Consider the following 16,335-nt stretch of genomic DNA (forward strand, 5'->3'; position numbering starts at 1 on the left):
TCAGGCTCCGATATGCTCATCGGCCAGGGTGAGCACCTCATCGAGCACCTCGAGGCCGAATCGGATCTCATCCTCGGTGACGTTCAGTGGCGGACAGAGGTGCAGCCGGGTCATATTCATAAACGGCAGCACTCCCTTGGCCTTGGCCGCGGAGACCAGCTCGTTCATGATCGGCGGGGTCTGGCCGTAGGGGGCCAACGGCTCCCGGGTGGCTTTGTCCCGGACCAGCTCGATGGCCCAGAAGGCCCCGACGCCCCGGACATCGCCGACGCTGGCGTGATTGGCCTTGATCTTCTCCAGGCCGGGGCCGATGATCTCCTCGCCGATCCGTGCGGCGTTCTCCACCATGGACTCTTCGGTCATCGCGTTGATCGTTGCCACCGCGGCGGCAGCGGCCAGGGGGTGGCCGGAGTAGGTCAGCCCGCCGGGGTAGACCCGGTCGGTGAAGCTGGCGTAGATCTCATCACTGATGATCACACCACCTAGGGGCACGTATCCGGAGTTGACGCCCTTGGCGAAGGTGACCAGATCCGGTTCGACGCCGAAGTGCTGGTGGGCGAACCATTTGCCGCTGCGGCCGAATCCGGCCATGACCTCATCCATGATCAGCACCAGTCCGAACTCATCGCAGAGTTCGCGGGCGCCCTTGATGTAGTCCACCGGGGGCACGTAGATTCCGGCAGTGCCGGGGATGGCCTCTAGGATCAGCGCGGCGATCTGGGCGGGGCCCTCTAGCTGGATGACATCGCGCAGATGGGCCAGGGCGCGCTCGGCCTCCTGGGCTTCGGTCCATTCCTGGGCGTCGGCGGGACGGAAATGGGAGCGGTAGGTGTAGGCGGGGAAGAAGTGGGTGACCCCGGCGTCGTCGTCATTGGCGATCCGACGGGGGTCGCCGGTGAGATTCACGGCCAGCTGGGTGCCGCCGTGATAGGAGCGGTAGGCGGAGAGGACTTTGCGTTTGCCGGTGTGCAGCCGGGCCATACGCACGGCGTGCTCATTGGCATCAGCCCCGCCATTGGTGAAGAAGACGTGGTTGAGCTTCTCGTGCACGAGTCCGGTGATCAGCCTTGCGGCCTCGGAGCGGGCCTCGTTGACATGCTGTGGGGCGATAGTGGGCAGTTTCTCGGCCTGCTCTTTGATCGCCGCGACGATCTTGGGGTGCTTATGTCCGGCATTGGTGAAGACCAGCTGGCCGGTGAGGTCCAGCAGCTTATTGCCGTCACCGTCCCAGATCCAGGAGCCTTCAGCGTCCAGCACGGTCATCGGGTCCAGGGACCCCTGGGCAGACCAGGAGTGGAAGACATGGGCCCGGTCCAGTTCATAGGCTTTGCGCCCGGCTGCGATCTGTTCTTCGCTGATCCGGCTGTCCTTCTGGTTCCCCGCAGCTGAGTTTGTCATGACAATTACTATACGACGGAATCAGGGCCATGTCAGGGGCTCTCCCTTCAGTGGTTTCAGAGCGTTTTCAGGGTTGATTCAGGGCATCACCCCCGTGACAGAGCGGGTATGGCCCCGTTAGGTTTGAAGCACTGGCTCAACGTGACAGGACGTCACTTCATCAAGGACAGGAGCGCAACATGGGACTGGTTTCACTGGGCGCCGGAGTTGCCATCGGCTATTTCCTCGGCACAAAGACCGGTAAGGAAAAGCTCGACGCCGGCATCGACCGGGCAAAGCAGACTGCACAGCAGACCTGGGAGCGTGAAGATGTCCAGGACTTCGTGGCCAAGGCCTCGGATACGGCCACCAAGGTCAGCCATGATGTGGCCGAGAGTGCGAAGAAGGCCGCCTCGGTGGCATCGGACTCTCTGAAGAAGGCTGCGGAGAAGGCCGACGACGCCGAGGAGAAGGTTGCCGATGTCGTCGATGAGGCCGAGGAGACCGTTGCCGAGAAGGCTGAGGAGTTCCGGGCCCCGCAGACTAAGACGACCTATAACGGGGATGTGATCTCCGATCCCGGTCAGTCCACTGAGCGTAAGGGCACTGACTGGGCCAATGAGGGCGGGGCGAAGCCCTAAGCTCCGCTTGCCTACCGGGAGGCGCGTTCCAGGATTTCCTCCATCACCGCGTCATTGATCTTCCGCGGCTGCCCGTAGCTGGGGTAGTGGAACTGCATGATGTTGGCGTAGGGGTTAACCTCCAGGACCACTGCGCCCTCTGGGGTGGTCAGGTCCGGGACCAGGAGGTCCACGGCGGCTGCCCCCAGCCCGGGGATTGCCCAGAGCCCCTCGACGGCGAGTTCTCTGAGCTCCTCGCTGAGTTCATCGAGGACATCGACGGCGATGCCGCCTCCTCGGGTGGTGTCGGCAATGGGGGTCAGCGGCTGCAGCTGGCCTTCGGGCAGTACCGTCGCGCGGGTCAGTCCCACAGCGGAGAGGAACCCATCGGTGATCTCCGACTGCCGGGCTTTGAGGTATTCGCTGTTCTTCCGCCGCGCCAGTTCGGCATCGGCCAGCGCACCGACACTGGTGACCCCGTCGCCGACGATGTAGAGCGGCAACCGCGCCACCGCGCCGACGACCTCGCCGCCGACTACATAGCAGCGCACATCCAGTCCGGGGGCGTATTCCTCCAGAACGATGAGGTAGCGGGAGTCACTGGTGGCCGATCGGGCGGCCATTGCTGCCTGCCAGGCGGCCCGCAGTTCCGACTCCCGGGTGACATTGACGGTGATGCCTTTGGCCGCACGCCCTGAGGAGGGCTTGACCGTGACCTCTTTGCCCAGGGACTTCATGTATTTCACCGCTCGGGCGAAGTCGGTGGGGTTGATCGCCTTGCCCTTGGGGGTAGGGATCTCCGCGGAGTTCAGATAGCGCTTGGTCATCGCCTTAGATCGGGAGACCCTGCGTGCCTGGTGGCTGACCAGTGAGGTGATGATCCCGTCCATACCGCCGACTAGGACTCCGGAGAGGAAGAACAGCTGGTTGGATTCGGTGATCTTCTTCAGGGTCATCCGTTTACGCCGCGCTGCCCGTTGCAGGAGGTCGGCGTGGGAGAGGGTGGATGACCATTTCCGCAGCTGATCGTACTGCGGCTCAACGTATTCGGCGATGAACCGTTCGGTGGCCGAGGCTTCTTTGCTCAGTTTCACCTTCGCCCGTGGTGGCACCTGCTGCGCCGCTCCCTGCGCAACCGCGGGTTGCGCGCTGGTGGTCGCCGAGGATGTCCTGGCCGGCGGCGGTGGAGGCGCCGGGGCCTGTGGCCGGGTGCGGCCGGGCCTCTTGCCGGCCGGGAAGTATCGCTCGGGCATGGGTGTCAGGATAGCGCGTGGAACCGGTTATCGGCCTATAACGCGGCGGTGAAGAGGATCTGTTCGGCCAGGGCCTCTGCCACCGGCTGGCCCGGCCCCAGGGGTGGATAGTGGTGCAGCCGAATGCTGGCAGTCTCATCGATGCCGACCACGAAGGCGCCTTCGGCCGCATCTAAGGCACGGGCCTGGATATTGACCCCGGCGGCCATCAGTCCGGGGATGGCGCGCATGGCGTCCACGGCGAGGTCCTTGAGGTCTTCTGTGGCGTGCGCGGTGACATCGGCAATCACGGTTCTCTCCCCTTCGGGCAGGACGGCCAGCACGCTGATGGGCTCTTTGCCTACACAGTAGGCCTGGAGTTTCAGTTCTCCGGCGGGGCCTTTTCCGGGGTTGACTTCGAAGGGAAGCATCGGCTGCGCGGGGTCCTCGGCTGAGGCTCCGGCATTGGCATGGGGGATTTCCATCAGATCCAGATGGGCCCAGGCTGCTGCCGGGTCATCCAGTACCCGCCGGGCGTGGGCCGGCACCAGGGTGGTGACTCCGCCCTGGCTGTCCTCCTCCTGTCCGGGCCGCCGGATGGTGGAGTAGCCGCCGATGACCGTACCTGCGAATTCGAAGACCCAGCGTCCCTCGGTGACCTTCCGTGTGGTGATCCGTCGGGTGGACAGGGCCCGGCCCAGCAGCGCGGCCGAGGTCGGCAGTGGCTGGGGTCGGGCTGGAGCCTGCTGCTGCAGACTGCGCAGTTCAGCGGCAAGGGCGGCCGGCGTCAGGGGCTGCTCTTCAGGAGTCTCCGCAACAGGGGCGTCTTCGGTGGGCATAGCTCCTCAAGGATAGCTGGATTGAATATCTCGAAATGTGACATCGCCCTTGCTGGGCCTAATCGGTGCGGCGTAGCGTGGGGAGAGTCCATCCCGAGCGGCCGAGAGATCTGGCTTGTTGACGCCGCAGCAACCCGGGGGTGCCGAGTCGTTCTGCCGGGTGCTAACGCCAGGACCGATGGGAGCGTTATGAGTTCAGCCACTGCCACACTGACGAGGCCTGATGTGAGCACTTCAGCACTGGAACCGCTGAGCCTGCGGGCTGCCTTTGCGCAGGTCCCCCAGCCGGTGGTGATTGTGGGTGCTGAGGTTGACGGCGCCCCGGAGGCGCTGGTCGCCTCAACTTTCACTGCGGGGGTTTCCCTGGAGCCGCCGCTGGTGACCTTTGCGGTTCAGCACAGCTCCTCGACCTGGCCGCGCCTTCGGGATGGTGCCACCCATCTGGGGGTTTCACTGCTGGGGTCAGAGGGCGGCCCCCTGGCCCGTCAGATTGCGGGTAAGGATCGGACCCAGCGCTTCGCGGGGGTGGCTTACACCGCCGACGACGACGGCTCTCTGGTCCTCGATCATGCTCCCCTGTGGCTGAAAACCCGGGTGTATAACGAGTTCACCGCCGGGGACCACGACATCGTGGTTCTGGAACTTCTGGATCTGGGAGTGGATGAGACGGTTCCCGGTCTGGTCTTCCACCGCAGCAGCTTCACACCTCTGCCCTAGTCCGTGTGTCCTCCACACGCATGATCACCGAATTGGGCTGGAAGCCACCGTATTCGATGAAGGCTTCATGGTGGAATCCGGTCAGATCCTCGGACTCGAAGACCTGCTTGCCCTCTTCCCACAACGCATCGCTGCTTTCCTGGCGGCTCTCTGGTCTCTGGATGGTTGCTGTGCGGCTTCAGGAGGCGGTTCTGCCGCTTCAGAGTGCTCTGACCCGCCGGAATTGTGTTGGGCGACGTGACCGCGCATAATCTATCCCGGCCTTGGCTCAGATGAGCGAGGTCAGGCTCTTATTCTCAGCACAAAAGGACTTCTTCATCATGAGCTCACCTGCTGCCCGCATGCAGGACCCCGCCGTGGGCACTGTTGCCTGGGTTGTCATTGTGGCCGCCTTCGGCGGTTTCCTCTTCGGTTTCGACACTGCCGTGATCAATGGTGCGGTGGATTCCATCGAGACCGAGTTTGCGCTCAGCGGGCTGGTGACCGGTTTCGTGGTCTCCTCCGCTCTTCTGGGCTGCATGATCGGCGCCTGGTTGGGCGGCAGCATCTCCGACCGGATCGGGCGCCAGCGGGCGATGTTGGTTGCGGCGTCGTTCTTCTTCGCCTCCGCCATCGGTTCGGGTCTGGCTGTGGGGGTTATCGACCTCACGGTCTGGCGTGTGCTCGGCGGTATCGGTGTGGGTATGGCATCGGTGATCGCCCCGGCCTATATTGCTGAGGTCTCCCCTGCAAATATGCGCGGCCGAATGGGCTCGCTGTGGCAGATGGCCATTGTGGTGGGTATCTTCTCCGCGGCACTGTCGAACGCTTTCATCGCCAACCTCGCCGGTTCTGCCGGTTCTCCCCTGTGGCTGGGTGTGGATGCCTGGCGCTGGATGTTCATCATGGAGGCCCTGCCGGCTCTGATCTACGGCCTGCTGGCTCTGTCTATTCCGGAGTCCCCGCGGTATCTGGTCTCGCGTGGCCGCGATGAGCAGGCCGCCTCGGTGCTGCGCTCTGTGGTGGGCCTGACCCAGGACAGTGCGATCTCGGAGAAGATCCGCGAGATCCGTCAGACCATCAATGTGGAGGCCCGCCAGAAGCTGCGCGACCTTGTGGTCAGCGGCAAGATTATGCCGATCCTGTGGGTGGGTCTGGGCCTTGCGGTGTTCCAGCAGTTCGTGGGCATCAACGTGATCTTCTACTACTCCAATACTCTGTGGATGGCGGTGGGCTTGGCCGAGGAGCAGGCCTTCCTGATCCAGGTGATCACTACTGCAGTGAATATTCTGGGTACGGTCATCGGCATCATCATTGTGGATAAGGTGGGTCGCCGGATTCCGCTGGCTGTGGGCTCGGCCGGTATGGCTGTGGGCCTGGGCATGATGACCATTGCATTCTCACAGGCCACTGTGATTGAGCGGGCCGGCGAGGAGGTTGTGACCCTGCCGGATCCCTGGTCCTATATTGCGCTGGTCTCTGCCAATGTCTTCGTCATCTTCTTCGCCGCGACCTGGGGCCCCTTCATGTGGGTGCTGCTGGGCGAGATGTTCCCCAACCGGGTGCGTGCGGTGGCTCTGGGCGTCACAGCTGCGGCGAACTGGGCGGCAAACTTCCTGATCTCGATGCTGTTCCCGGAGATGGCTGGCCTGTCGCTGGTCTTCGCCTACGGCTTCTATGCGTTCTCAGCGTTCCTGTCCCTGATCTTCGTGCTCCGCTGGGTTCCGGAGACCAAGGGCCGCGAGCTGGAGGATATGCAGGAGGTCGGCCACCAGCGCGACTGACGCCGGCCTAGGCACTATTCCTCAGTGGGGGCGCTTCACCAACCAGTGAGGCGCCCCCCACTGCTGTCTGGTCCAGTCCAGGTCGAACTTCCAGCGGCGGCCTGCCTCAGTGGTGAGGACGACGCCAGATGAGGGCGTACCGCCACAGCAACAGCTTTTTCCATTTCACATGAGGCAGTACGGCCTCAGCAGTACGTCGCACGGTCCTGTAATCATGTGGTGGGGGCCAGACTGTCGGAGCTGAGTGGTCCCACACTCCGTACTTCCGCGCCAGCCGCCGATGCTGCATCGCCCCGGCGAGACTGAAGAGGGCGTCTTTTATCCCGTTCCCCTGTGCCATCCCTACGATGATCAATACACCTCCGGGGCGGGTCAGTGCTGCCAAACGCGATAGTGCCGCTTCCAGGTTGGGGATGTGATGCACGGTGGCTACAGAGGCGACGACATCGAACTCGCGGCCAAAGGGATATGTCATGACATCGGCTTTAACCCAGTTCACCTGGTCAGTGAGCTCACGAGCCTTGTCCAGGACACCCTCATCACTATCGATGCCGATCACTTCAGGGATACTCTGACGCAGCTCTTCTGCGAGAAGGCCGTTTCCACACCCGACGTCGAGCGCGGAGAGAGCTTGCGGGGGAACACCGTTAAGGACAAGCCGGTGATAGTGCAGGTTATGGTTCCACCTTTTGCCGCGACCAGCCATCGGCCACTCCCTTGGAATGAATCCTCGCCGAAATATCAGCAACTGAGTACCCCTGCGAGGTCTCCCGCAGGACATCGATCTCGCGTTCGGTCAGCGGGCAGTCGTCGACGACGGCAAGTGCGGAGACATCCGGATCTATCCACCGCCTACCCTCGTGAAGTGCTTGGATGACCTCCGCAATATGTGTGGGCTCGGCAGATTTGCTGACGAATCCGCGCACTCCCAGTTTCAACGCCCTGCGCAGCACCCCGGGCCTGGCATGCCTGGTCAGCATGAGCACGACCTGGTCCGGGTTTTCCTTCTGCAACTGGCCGAGGGCTTCCAATCCATCGGTGCCCGGCATTTCGAGGTCGATGACCAGCACATCAGGCTGGTGGTGCCGTACCGCCTCCAGGGCTTCGCGACCGTCCTGCGCCTCCGCCAGCACAGTGATCTCGCCCTCGAGGGGCAGCAGGGCAGACAGTGCCTTGCGGAGCAGAGCCTCATCATCGGCCAGCACAATAGAGATCATCGCACCGCTCCCCCATCAGGGGCGAAGCTGGCCTCGGTGAGAAACCTCCCCTGATCACTTTCGACCCTCAGCCTCCCTCCGCTGTCGGTGACGCGCTGCCGAAGGTTCTCCAGACCCCGTAGCTGTGGCTTTCCCTGAGCGTGGGAGTCAGCGCCATCATTGGTGATACTGATCCATTGCTCGGAAAGTCGGATTCGCACTCTGGTGGACTGGGCATGCCGCAGGATATTGGTCGTCGCCTCGCGCAGCACCTGTCCCAACAGTTCGTTATGGGGGCTGGCCTCGGCCTGCCCCTCTGTCTCCCGCTGCACCTCGACGGCAATACCCCCGGCCTCAAAGAGATTCTTGGCGTTCTCCAGCTCCGAGGTGAGGTTCAGCCGACGCTGGGCATAGGCCAGCTCCTTGGTCTCAGTGATGGTACTGCCGACCAGTTCGTGAACTTCGCGGAGCTCCTCGCTGGCACGGTCAGGATCAGAGTCGATCAGCTTCTCCGCCAGAGCGACACCGCTGCGGCGATCAATAGGCCCCCACCGACGACCACGGCCTCCCACCAGTGCTGGGCTCGTACAGCTACCAGCAACAGTCCCACGGGGATAACGGTCACCAAGGTGCTGATCACCGTGGTCCGGTTCATTCGGCGGTAACTTGCGGCATGGGCGTGAAGCTCGGCAATGTAATCGCTTGGATGACCGTCTCGATCATTGCCTGGGGTGTGCTCTTCGGCTTCTTCGGCGACTGGGTCTCGAATTGGTTCATGTAGGCCGCCGAGTGCAGCCTGCTGATGGTGAGGGGCCGCTTCGGCCTCCCACCATCAGTTGATGAGGTCGCGGACCTGGATGACTTGGTCGCGGCCGGGGCCGACACCGATGGCGGAGAACCGGGTGCCGGAGAGCTCCTCGAGGGCCAACACGTAGTCCCGGGCATTCGGGGGCAGATCCTCCAGGCTCCGGCAGCCGGTGATGTCCTCTTCCCAGCCGGGGAAGGTGTCGTAAACCGGCACTGCATGGTGGAACTCGGTCTGAGTCATCGGCATCTCACGGTAGAGCTCGCCGTCGATCTCATAACCGGTGCACACCGGGATCTCCTCGATACCGGTGAGCACATCCAGCTTGGTCAGGAAGTAGTCGGTGAACCCATTGACGCGGGTGGCGTAGCGGGCCATCAGGGCGTCATACCAGCCACAGCGGCGCGGACGGCCGGTGTTGACCCCGAACTCACCGCCGGTCTTCTGCAGGTACTCACCCCATTTGTCCTCAAGCTCAGTGGGGAACGGGCCGGCACCCACACGCGTGGTGTAGGCCTTGATGATGCCGATCGACCGGTTGATCCGCGTCGGACCGATACCCGAGCCCACCGAGGCACCGCCTGCGGTGGGGTTCGAGGAGGTCACAAAGGGGTAGGTGCCGTGGTCGACGTCGAGGTAGGTGGCCTGGCCACCCTCCATGAGCACCACATCCCCGCGGTCCAGGGCGTCATTGAGCAGGATCGTGGAGTCCACGACCATCGGCCGCAGCCGGTCCACATAGGCCAGGAAGTACTCGGCGATCTCATCGACTGTGATGTGCCGGCGGTTGTAGAGCTTGACCAGCAGTTCGTTCTTCTGCCGCAGGGCGCCTTCGATCTTCTGGCGCAGGATGGACTCATCGAAGATGTCCTGCACCCGAATTCCCAGCCGGCCAACCTTATCCATATAGGTGGGCCCGATGCCGCGCCCGGTGGTGCCGATGGCACGCTTGCCCAGGAACCGTTCGGTGACCTTATCCATGGTCTGGTGGTAGGGCGCCACCAGGTGAGCGTTGGCGCTGATCCGCAGCCGGGAGGTATCCGCCCCGCGGGCCTCCAGGCCGTCGATCTCCTCGAAGAGCGCCTCGAGGTTGACCACCACGCCGTTGCCGATCACCGGGGTCGCATTGGGCGAGAGGATCCCGGCCGGCAGCAATTTCAGCTCGAATTTCTCCCCGCCGACAACGACTGTATGTCCGGCGTTATTGCCGCCGTTGGGCTTGACCACATAGTCGACCCGGGAGCCGAGCAGATCGGTGGCCTTGCCCTTCCCCTCGTCGCCCCACTGGGCACCGACGATGACAATGGCTGGCATAGGAGAAGTCCTTCCAAGCGAGTGTTAAGCCTCAGTGAGTCTACCAACGCTTGCCCGCTTCGGCTGAGCCGGAATCCGGCGGCCCTCCAGGTCGCCGGGTTCCGGCAGGGCGGCGGCCATCCCGCCATGGGAACCGGCCCCAGTTCCCCGACCCTGGCGAAATTGGCCACAGCCCCACCGGAAGGCGCACGGAAGAAGGCTTTCCAGATCGCTGGGCGCAGTGAGGCACTACCGCAGAAGAAGATCTCCGAGATCGATGTGGATGCCATCGATCAGTGGGTCGTTGATGAGTACAGAGAGAACGACGACGGCTCCCCCACCAAGTACCCGGCGGTGGTGATCGGGGCGGTCTCCGGTGCTGCCTTCTTCCGGCTCAAGCGGAAGGCCCTGGGCCCGGTCTACGAGGAGTTCCTACGGGACCACCTCGCTGAGGGCGGAACCGTCATCACTCTGGAGAACACCCGGACCTGGCGAAGCACCCACACCGGCACCGGCGCCAGTGATGGCCGCAGCTTCTTTCAGTTCGGCTGCCTCGGCGGGCTGCCCGAGCAGAAGTATGTCTCCGGCAGCCAGCGGGTGCGTGAATTCTTGGCCGCCGAGGGCTCGGAGTACCAGCAGTGGACGGCCCCGGAGGCCACTGGCCGGACTCCCGATGGGGAATGGGGCTTTGACCTCGCCCTGGGGGAGGGTATTGAGCGTCTGGCGGGTCAGCAGGGCTGGGGCCGGCGTCGACTGTTTCAGAATGAGCCCCAGGACGCCTCGGCTGTCATCGCCGAGCTGTACCGGGATTGGTATGCCCGGGGCCGCGGCGAGGTCATCGGTGTGGACCGCGAGGCCTACCCCGTGGACACCGGGGCGGCTTTCCGGTATCAGGAGGCAATGAAGTCAGCTGGTGAGCACCGGGAGCTGCCCGATCCGCTGAGCTTGGAGGAGGTCGATGCCTTCGCTCAGAAGTACGGGATCATCAGCAGTGACCTCTCACTGCCGGAACATCACGACGACGTCGCCGGGGAGGGTCTGCGCAACCCGGTGGCCTGGGTGGCTGACTAACCGAGGCGCCCGCCGCTGGCCTCGAGGTAGCAGGCCGCGCAGAGAGATTCGTACCAGACATCTGCGCCGTCGATGGCGACCTGGTCGCCGTCAAAGATGATCGCATCACCCTGCCTGCGGGTGTTGAACACCGCTTTGCGCCCACAGCGGCAGATGGTCTTCAGCTCCTCCAGGGAGTGGGCGAGATCCATCAGCCGAGCCGATCCCGGGAAGGCCTTGGTGCGGAAGTCAGTGCGGATCCCGTAGGCCAGCACCGGGACACCATCGAGGACAGCAATCCGCAGGAGGTCATCAACCTGCTCCGGGGTCAGAAACTGGGCCTCATCCACCAGGAGGCAGGCCACCGGCTTGACTCTGGTGGAAGCAGCCTCGGCGTCGTCATGAGTTTCGAGATCCTCCAACAGGGTGCCGGCCGGATCTGCGGTGGCGTGGCGGTGGTACAGATCCCGCAGTTCAGCCTGCGGCGGGATCACGAAATCAGCCCGGCGGGTGACACCGAGCCGGGAGACGATCTCATCATTGCCCTTGGTGTCCACTGCGGGTTTGGCCAGCAGCACCCGTTGATCGCGTTCCTCGTAGTTGAAGGCAGCTTGGAGCAGTCCGGTGGATTTGCCGGAGTTCATTGCCCCGTAGCGGAAGTAGAGCTTGGCCATCAGCCCCGCAGTGTGCGGATCTGCTCTGGGGCGGATGCGTCACAGTCGGCCAGGAAGGTGGTGATCCGCTGAACTTCGCCGGTCTCTCCGATGGCGGCTGCGGCCTGTCCCAGGGCTGCCAGTGCGCGCAGGAACCCGCGGTTGGGCTCATGGGACCAGGGCACTGGGCCAGCGCCCTTCCAGCCGTTCTGGCGCAGGGCGTCGAGTCCGCGGTGGTAGCCGACCCGGGCGTAGGCGTAACCCTCCACGGTGTAACCGGAGTCCAGAGCCTCCTCAGCAAGGAGCGCCCAGACCAGGGATGACGTGGGGTGTTTAGCGGCCAGATCCACCGGCTCCTCGCCGGCGGCCAGAGATTCAGTAACCTCCGGTTCAGCGGGCAGCAGTGTGGGATCGGGCTCCATCAGGTTTCGGCCAACCATACTCATGCAAGTCATCCTAACTGTGCATAAGCGCAGGGCAGGAACTAGACGGGCACCGCGGCTGCTTTGGGTCCATCAGTGGGCGCGTCATCGCCGGGTTTCTTCTGCTTCTTCTGGCGGACTCGCTTGCCGTGGATGACCCGATGACGGACGAAGCCCGAGATCTGGTCAACGACCATGGTGATGGCGATGATCACCACGAAAGTGATGCCGATGGCTTCCCAGTCATAGGGCGAGCGTCCGAAGAGACCATTGGGTGGGGCAATGAGGCGACCGATACCGCCGGCGCCCAGTGCACCCAGGATGGCGGAGGCACGGATATTGACCTCGAAGCGGTAAAGCCAGATAGCCAGCACCTCAGGCATCGCCTGCGGCAGCACCGCCCAACGGATCACCTGCACCTGCGTGGCGCCCGAGGCTCGTGCGGCCTCCACCGGACCGGGATCAACTCCCTCAATAGCCTCAGAGATCAGCTTGGAGAGCGTACCGATGGAGCTGATACCCAGTGCGAAGGCACCGGCCATGGCACCTCCCATGGCCGCCGGGCCCACACCCAGCAGGGGGATGAACAGCGCGACGGCGAAGACGATCTCTGGAACTGCGCGGATCACCGAAAGGATGAAGCGCATTGGAATGTAGAGCGCCAAGGGGCTCAGGTTCCGTGCTGCCAGGATGCCGCAGGGCAGTGAGAGCACGGCCCCGATGATGGTCCCGATCCATGCGATGGCCACCGACTCCAGCATGGCCTCGAATGCTGTGGACCAGTCACCTCGGGCGTCCTCGCCCGGGACCTGGAAGACACCTTGGGACATTCCCACTAGGTAGCTCCAGATGCGCCCCGGCATCTCTTGGAACTGGTCCAGGGACATGCCCTGACCGCTGGGGATACCGGTGCCAGCGGCGGAGCCGATGAACACCACACCCACGAAGATCAGGGCCATGTTGTAGAAGAACTTCGAGGGTTTCACCGGGCGCATATCCAGCCGGTCGGGCGAGTATCCCTTGCTGCCCCGACTGGTGGAGAGCCGTTCCCGCTCCTCAGCGCGTTTTCGGCTCGTGCCGAGATAGGCGAGGCCGTAAATGGCGATACCGGCTGCGACGATGGCTGCTCCCAGGGCGGTACCCTGCATAGCCAGGCGGAAGACCCAGGAGGACTCCGCTGCCGGAGCATCGGTCAGTAGGAATGAACCTGCCGCCAGCAGGACCGCACCGACCAGTGCGGCGGCAATTTTGTATCCGTAGCTCACAGCAGCTTCCTCCTGACCCACATGGAGAGCAGATCGACAAGCAGCACTACTGCGATCAGCGCCGCCAAGATGGCTCCGACCTGTTCATACCCCTGGGACATACGACCGATCTGGCGGCTGAGTTCTCCACCGATACCGGCCACACCGACCACACCGAGGGCTGCGGAGGCGCGGATGTTCAGCTCGAAGACGTAGAGGCTGTAGGAGATGAAACTGGGCATCACCGCAGGCAGCACTGCCACACGGTCACGCTGGAGAAGATTGGCACCGGCGGCATCGGAGGCTTCGATGGGTCCGGGGTTCACTGCGTCGATGGATTCACCCAATAGCTTGGCGACGATGCCGATATTGAACATGATCAGCGCCAGTACTGCGGCCAAGGCCCCGTAGCCATAGGCGGTGCTGCCGATGAAGGCGGCGAACAGCAGTGCCCAGGCAACATCCGGAATAGAGCGGATAACGGAGTTCAGCGCCTTGATGCCCTGGCTGGTTGCCTTGTTCGGGCTGGAGACTGGGGATGCTGCCATGGCCAGCAGGAGCCCGATGAAGCAGCCGATGATAGTTGCCACCACGGCCATGCAGAGGGTGATCAGCCATTCGCCCCAGATTGGACGGCTGGTGCCGGTGACATTGCTGAAGAAGAGGTAGTTCCAGTCCGGGTTGAAATAGCCTGCCAGCTGTTCCCGGGTGTTACCGCTGGTCAAACGGTCGAGGACTTCACTGACTCGGTCAATGAAGTAGATATTGGAGCCCGCCCAGTAGCTCATGATGACCACGGTCAATGCCCCGAAGGCAGCCATGGGGCCGGTTCGGGTGAACCAGCAGAAGACTAGGACCCCGAGCATGACCAGGAACCCGATCAGTGGCCACTGCGGGGCCCAGAGGGTGGTGAATCCCAGGGGGAGAAAAAGGACTGAGGTGTCCTCGCGGGTCCACCAGAAATATGCGAAGGCAGCAGCTGCCACCAGGATGAGTCCAAGATAGGAGCTCAGCGGGGGTTTGGGACGTTCAGGTCTCTGCTGGGTGGTCCCGGGCGTTCCTGTCGGCCTTTTGACTCCGACAGTCGCCCGTCGTTCGGCGACCTCTGAACTCACACTGTTTCCTTCTCAGCGGGTTCTTCCGAGGGGTTCTGGGAGGTGGCGACGTCCTCCTCATTCAGAGAGCGCTGGTACACATCCTCGATGACGGCGTCGGTGGCTTCCTCGGTGGGGCCGTCGAAGACCACGCGGCCAGCACGCATTCCGATAATTCGGTCTGCATAGTCGCGAGCGAGGTCCAGATGGTGCATATTCACAATGCAGGTGATGCCGAGTTCCTTCTGGATCTTCCGGAGGTCGCCGAGGACTCGGCGTGCCGTCGGCGGGTCCAGGGATGCCACCGGCTCATCGGCCAGGATCACCTCGGGGTCCTGAGCAAGCACTCGGGCAATGGCTACACGCTGCTGCTGGCCGCCGGAGAGTGCTGAGGCTCGGTTATAGGCCTTGTCGACAATGCCGACTCGTTCCAGGGATTGGAAGGCCACCTCTTTGTCCTCGGCTCCGTACCACCCGATGAGGGAGCGCCAGGTCGGGGTCACAGCGGACCGGCCGATGAGCACATTATTGAGAACACTGATGCGTCCAACGTTGTTGAACTGCTGGAAGATCATGCCGACCTTGGAGCGCAGCTTCCGCAGTTTGGACTTGTTCTTGGGGTTCACCGTGGTCTCACCGACGGTGAGAGCACCATTGGTATAGGGGACCAGGCCGTTAACCGCCCGGATCAGTGTGGACTTACCGGCCCCGGAGAGACCGATGATGGCCACGAATTCACCTTGGGCGATCTCCAGGTTGATGTTGTCCAGACCCTTGAAGCCATTGGGGTAGACCACATCGACGTTCTCGAAAGTAATCATGAAATGGGAGTCCTTAGGCGGGATGCGGCCCCGGGCCGGTCAGCCCGGAGCCGCATCCATTATCGCTCAGCAGTCGATCACTCGTCACCGAAGTCGAGGTAGACCTGACGTGCCACGTCGAGGGCCTCCTCATCGGCCGGTGCCAGACCGTTGATCTCGTAGACATCGTAGAGCGGATCGCCCTCATCCAGGTCACCGGACTCCGCGAAGCTCAGCCATGCGTCAGTGAGGACCTGCAGTTCCTCATCGTCGAACTGGTTGGAAGCCACGATGCCGTCGTTCGGGATCGGGCCGGCCCAGGCGAAGACCACGAGCTCTTCACCGACATCGGGGTTCTCGTCCTCGATGTTCTGGCGAGCGTCGTCGAAGGAGGTGCCGATCGGGAAGTCACCGTTGTAGACAGCGGTGACAGCCTGGTCATGTCCGCCGGCGAACTGCGCGTCAACCTCAACACCGAGGTCGTTGAGCTGGGTCTGCGGGAAATAGAAGCCGGAGGCGGAACCTTCCTCGACGTAGGCCACGGAGGTGCCGTCTTCGATCAGCTCGAGGGCGTCCTCACCCATGGGGCCGTACTCGGCGAACTCACCGGACTCTTCGTCGTAGATGCCGTTGCAGAAGGAGTAGCCTTCTTCATCCTGGACGACGTCGTCGAGGCAGTAGGTGTCGGGATCGTTGGTGAACCACTGGGTGACATAATTGTCAGAGCCGTAGCGGATGGACTGCAGGATGGGAGTACCGTCTGCCTCGTCCTCGGCCTGGATCATGCCGACCGGGCCGGACATGACCAGCTGCACATCGCCGGTCTGCATACCGCTGATGACACCGAGGTAGCTGTCAGCGAAGAAGATGTCGACCGGGAAGCCGCCCAGTGCTTCGGAGAGCTCCTCAGCGAGTGCGTCGGCGTTCTCCTCCTCAGCCTCAGTGGCGGATTCGGTGGCCGGCACCAGGCCGATGGTGATGGAGTCTACCGAGGTGATTTCACCGGCAGCCTCTGCGTCGCCGTTATCGTCACCGTTGGTGTCGGTGTCATCGGTGTCGGTGGTCTCTTCATCCTCATCGCCGTTGGCGTCGAGGTCCTCCTCATCACCGGCACAGGCCGCGAGGGTCAGGGTCAGGACACTGGCCAGCGCAAAAGCCGACTTGGTGTTCATACGCATATGTGGAACTTCCTTCGAGTTCAGTCAAGATGCAGGTGCGTGCCTCCCGGTT

General features: G+C 63.1%; 18 protein-coding genes and 1 riboswitch. Of the genes, 4 read left to right on the forward strand and 14 right to left on the reverse strand.

Annotated elements, in window-relative coordinates:
- The gene (locus tag HGQ17_RS05135) at nt 1-1,398 is read right to left on the reverse strand and encodes an aspartate aminotransferase family protein (protein ID WP_168886900.1); all 1,398 of its coding nucleotides are present in this window, start codon (nt 1,396-1,398) and stop codon (nt 1-3) included.
- 179 nt (nt 1,399-1,577) lie between these two features.
- On the opposite strand from HGQ17_RS05135, the gene HGQ17_RS05140 reads away from it, so the two are divergent.
- Complete coding sequence (locus tag HGQ17_RS05140; RefSeq protein ID WP_168886901.1) at nt 1,578-2,018, forward strand: hypothetical protein; 441 nt, start codon at nt 1,578-1,580, stop codon at nt 2,016-2,018.
- 11 nt (nt 2,019-2,029) lie between these two features.
- On the opposite strand, the gene HGQ17_RS05145 is transcribed toward HGQ17_RS05140, so the two are convergent.
- Together HGQ17_RS05145 and HGQ17_RS05150 are read right to left on the reverse strand one after the other, a co-directional pair.
- Nucleotides 2,030-3,250 carry a hypothetical protein gene (locus HGQ17_RS05145; protein WP_168886902.1) on the reverse strand — a complete coding sequence of 407 codons (1,221 nt, stop codon included), beginning with the start codon at nt 3,248-3,250 and terminating at the stop codon, nt 2,030-2,032.
- Nucleotides 3,251-3,285: 35 nt separating this feature from the next.
- Complete coding sequence (locus HGQ17_RS05150; RefSeq protein ID WP_168886903.1) at nt 3,286-4,068, reverse strand: hypothetical protein; 783 nt, start codon at nt 4,066-4,068, stop codon at nt 3,286-3,288.
- 85 nt (nt 4,069-4,153) lie between these two features.
- Nucleotides 4,154-4,253, forward strand: a riboswitch (SAM riboswitch).
- A gap of 40 nt (nt 4,254-4,293) precedes the next feature.
- Between HGQ17_RS05150 and HGQ17_RS05155 the strand changes: the two genes are divergently transcribed.
- Nucleotides 4,294-4,785 carry a flavin reductase family protein gene (locus HGQ17_RS05155; RefSeq protein WP_324615192.1) on the forward strand — a complete coding sequence of 164 codons (492 nt, stop codon included), beginning with the start codon at nt 4,294-4,296 and terminating at the stop codon, nt 4,783-4,785.
- Here HGQ17_RS05155 and HGQ17_RS05160 read toward each other — a convergent pair.
- Nucleotides 4,769-4,909, reverse strand: a complete 141-nt coding sequence (locus tag HGQ17_RS05160) for a hypothetical protein (RefSeq protein WP_168886905.1) — start codon at nt 4,907-4,909, stop codon at nt 4,769-4,771. The two genes, HGQ17_RS05155 and HGQ17_RS05160, sit on opposite strands and share 17 nt — an antisense overlap.
- 196 nt (nt 4,910-5,105) lie before the next feature.
- Here HGQ17_RS05160 and HGQ17_RS05165 point away from each other — a divergent pair, with 196 nt between their 5' ends.
- Nucleotides 5,106-6,548, forward strand: coding sequence for a sugar porter family MFS transporter (locus HGQ17_RS05165; RefSeq protein ID WP_168886906.1), 1,443 nt, complete (start codon nt 5,106-5,108; stop codon nt 6,546-6,548).
- A gap of 106 nt (nt 6,549-6,654) precedes the next feature.
- On the opposite strand, the gene HGQ17_RS05170 is transcribed toward HGQ17_RS05165, so the two are convergent.
- The 4 genes from HGQ17_RS05170 to HGQ17_RS05185 form a co-directional block, all read right to left on the reverse strand.
- Entirely contained in the window at nt 6,655-7,254 is a 600-nt protein-coding gene (locus tag HGQ17_RS05170) for a class I SAM-dependent methyltransferase (RefSeq protein ID WP_168886907.1), read from the reverse strand.
- A complete protein-coding gene (locus HGQ17_RS05175) occupies nt 7,223-7,765 on the reverse strand; it encodes a response regulator transcription factor (protein WP_168886908.1) in 543 nt (180 codons plus the stop codon). The genes HGQ17_RS05170 and HGQ17_RS05175 overlap by 32 nt, the downstream gene beginning before the upstream one ends.
- Nucleotides 7,762-8,316, reverse strand: coding sequence for a sensor histidine kinase (locus tag HGQ17_RS05180; protein ID WP_168886909.1), 555 nt, complete (start codon nt 8,314-8,316; stop codon nt 7,762-7,764). Before HGQ17_RS05180 ends, HGQ17_RS05175 begins: the two co-directional genes overlap by 4 nt.
- Nucleotides 8,317-8,576: 260 nt before the next feature.
- The gene (locus HGQ17_RS05185; RefSeq protein WP_168886910.1) at nt 8,577-9,863 is read right to left on the reverse strand and encodes an adenylosuccinate synthase; all 1,287 of its coding nucleotides are present in this window, start codon (nt 9,861-9,863) and stop codon (nt 8,577-8,579) included.
- 126 nt (nt 9,864-9,989) lie between these two features.
- Between HGQ17_RS05185 and HGQ17_RS05190 the strand changes: the two genes are divergently transcribed.
- Nucleotides 9,990-10,913, forward strand: a complete 924-nt coding sequence (locus HGQ17_RS05190; RefSeq protein WP_168886911.1) for a hypothetical protein — start codon at nt 9,990-9,992, stop codon at nt 10,911-10,913.
- Here HGQ17_RS05190 and HGQ17_RS05195 read toward each other — a convergent pair.
- The 6 genes from HGQ17_RS05195 to HGQ17_RS05220 all read right to left on the reverse strand — a co-directional run bounded on the left by HGQ17_RS05195 (nt 10,910) and on the right by HGQ17_RS05220 (nt 16,283).
- On the reverse strand, nt 10,910-11,566 hold the full coding sequence (locus HGQ17_RS05195; RefSeq protein WP_168886912.1) for a thymidine kinase: 657 nt from the start codon (nt 11,564-11,566) through the stop codon (nt 10,910-10,912). The genes HGQ17_RS05190 and HGQ17_RS05195 overlap by 4 nt on opposite strands.
- The gene (locus tag HGQ17_RS05200; protein ID WP_168886913.1) at nt 11,566-11,991 is read right to left on the reverse strand and encodes a DUF3151 domain-containing protein; all 426 of its coding nucleotides are present in this window, start codon (nt 11,989-11,991) and stop codon (nt 11,566-11,568) included. Before HGQ17_RS05200 ends, HGQ17_RS05195 begins: the two co-directional genes overlap by 1 nt.
- A gap of 38 nt (nt 11,992-12,029) precedes the next feature.
- Entirely contained in the window at nt 12,030-13,232 is a 1,203-nt protein-coding gene (locus tag HGQ17_RS05205; protein WP_324615193.1) for a PhnE/PtxC family ABC transporter permease, read from the reverse strand.
- On the reverse strand, nt 13,229-14,326 hold the full coding sequence (locus tag HGQ17_RS15685; protein ID WP_168886914.1) for a PhnE/PtxC family ABC transporter permease: 1,098 nt from the start codon (nt 14,324-14,326) through the stop codon (nt 13,229-13,231). Before HGQ17_RS15685 ends, HGQ17_RS05205 begins: the two co-directional genes overlap by 4 nt.
- The gene (gene phnC, locus HGQ17_RS05215; RefSeq protein WP_168886915.1) at nt 14,323-15,126 is read right to left on the reverse strand and encodes a phosphonate ABC transporter ATP-binding protein; all 804 of its coding nucleotides are present in this window, start codon (nt 15,124-15,126) and stop codon (nt 14,323-14,325) included. The genes HGQ17_RS15685 and phnC overlap by 4 nt, the downstream gene beginning before the upstream one ends.
- 77 nt (nt 15,127-15,203) lie before the next feature.
- Nucleotides 15,204-16,283 carry a phosphate/phosphite/phosphonate ABC transporter substrate-binding protein gene (locus HGQ17_RS05220; protein WP_168886916.1) on the reverse strand — a complete coding sequence of 360 codons (1,080 nt, stop codon included), beginning with the start codon at nt 16,281-16,283 and terminating at the stop codon, nt 15,204-15,206.
- Nucleotides 16,284-16,335: the final 52 nt, after the last annotated feature.

This window comes from Nesterenkonia sedimenti, assembly GCF_012641515.1.
Lineage (GTDB): Bacteria > Actinomycetota > Actinomycetes > Actinomycetales > Micrococcaceae > Nesterenkonia > Nesterenkonia sedimenti.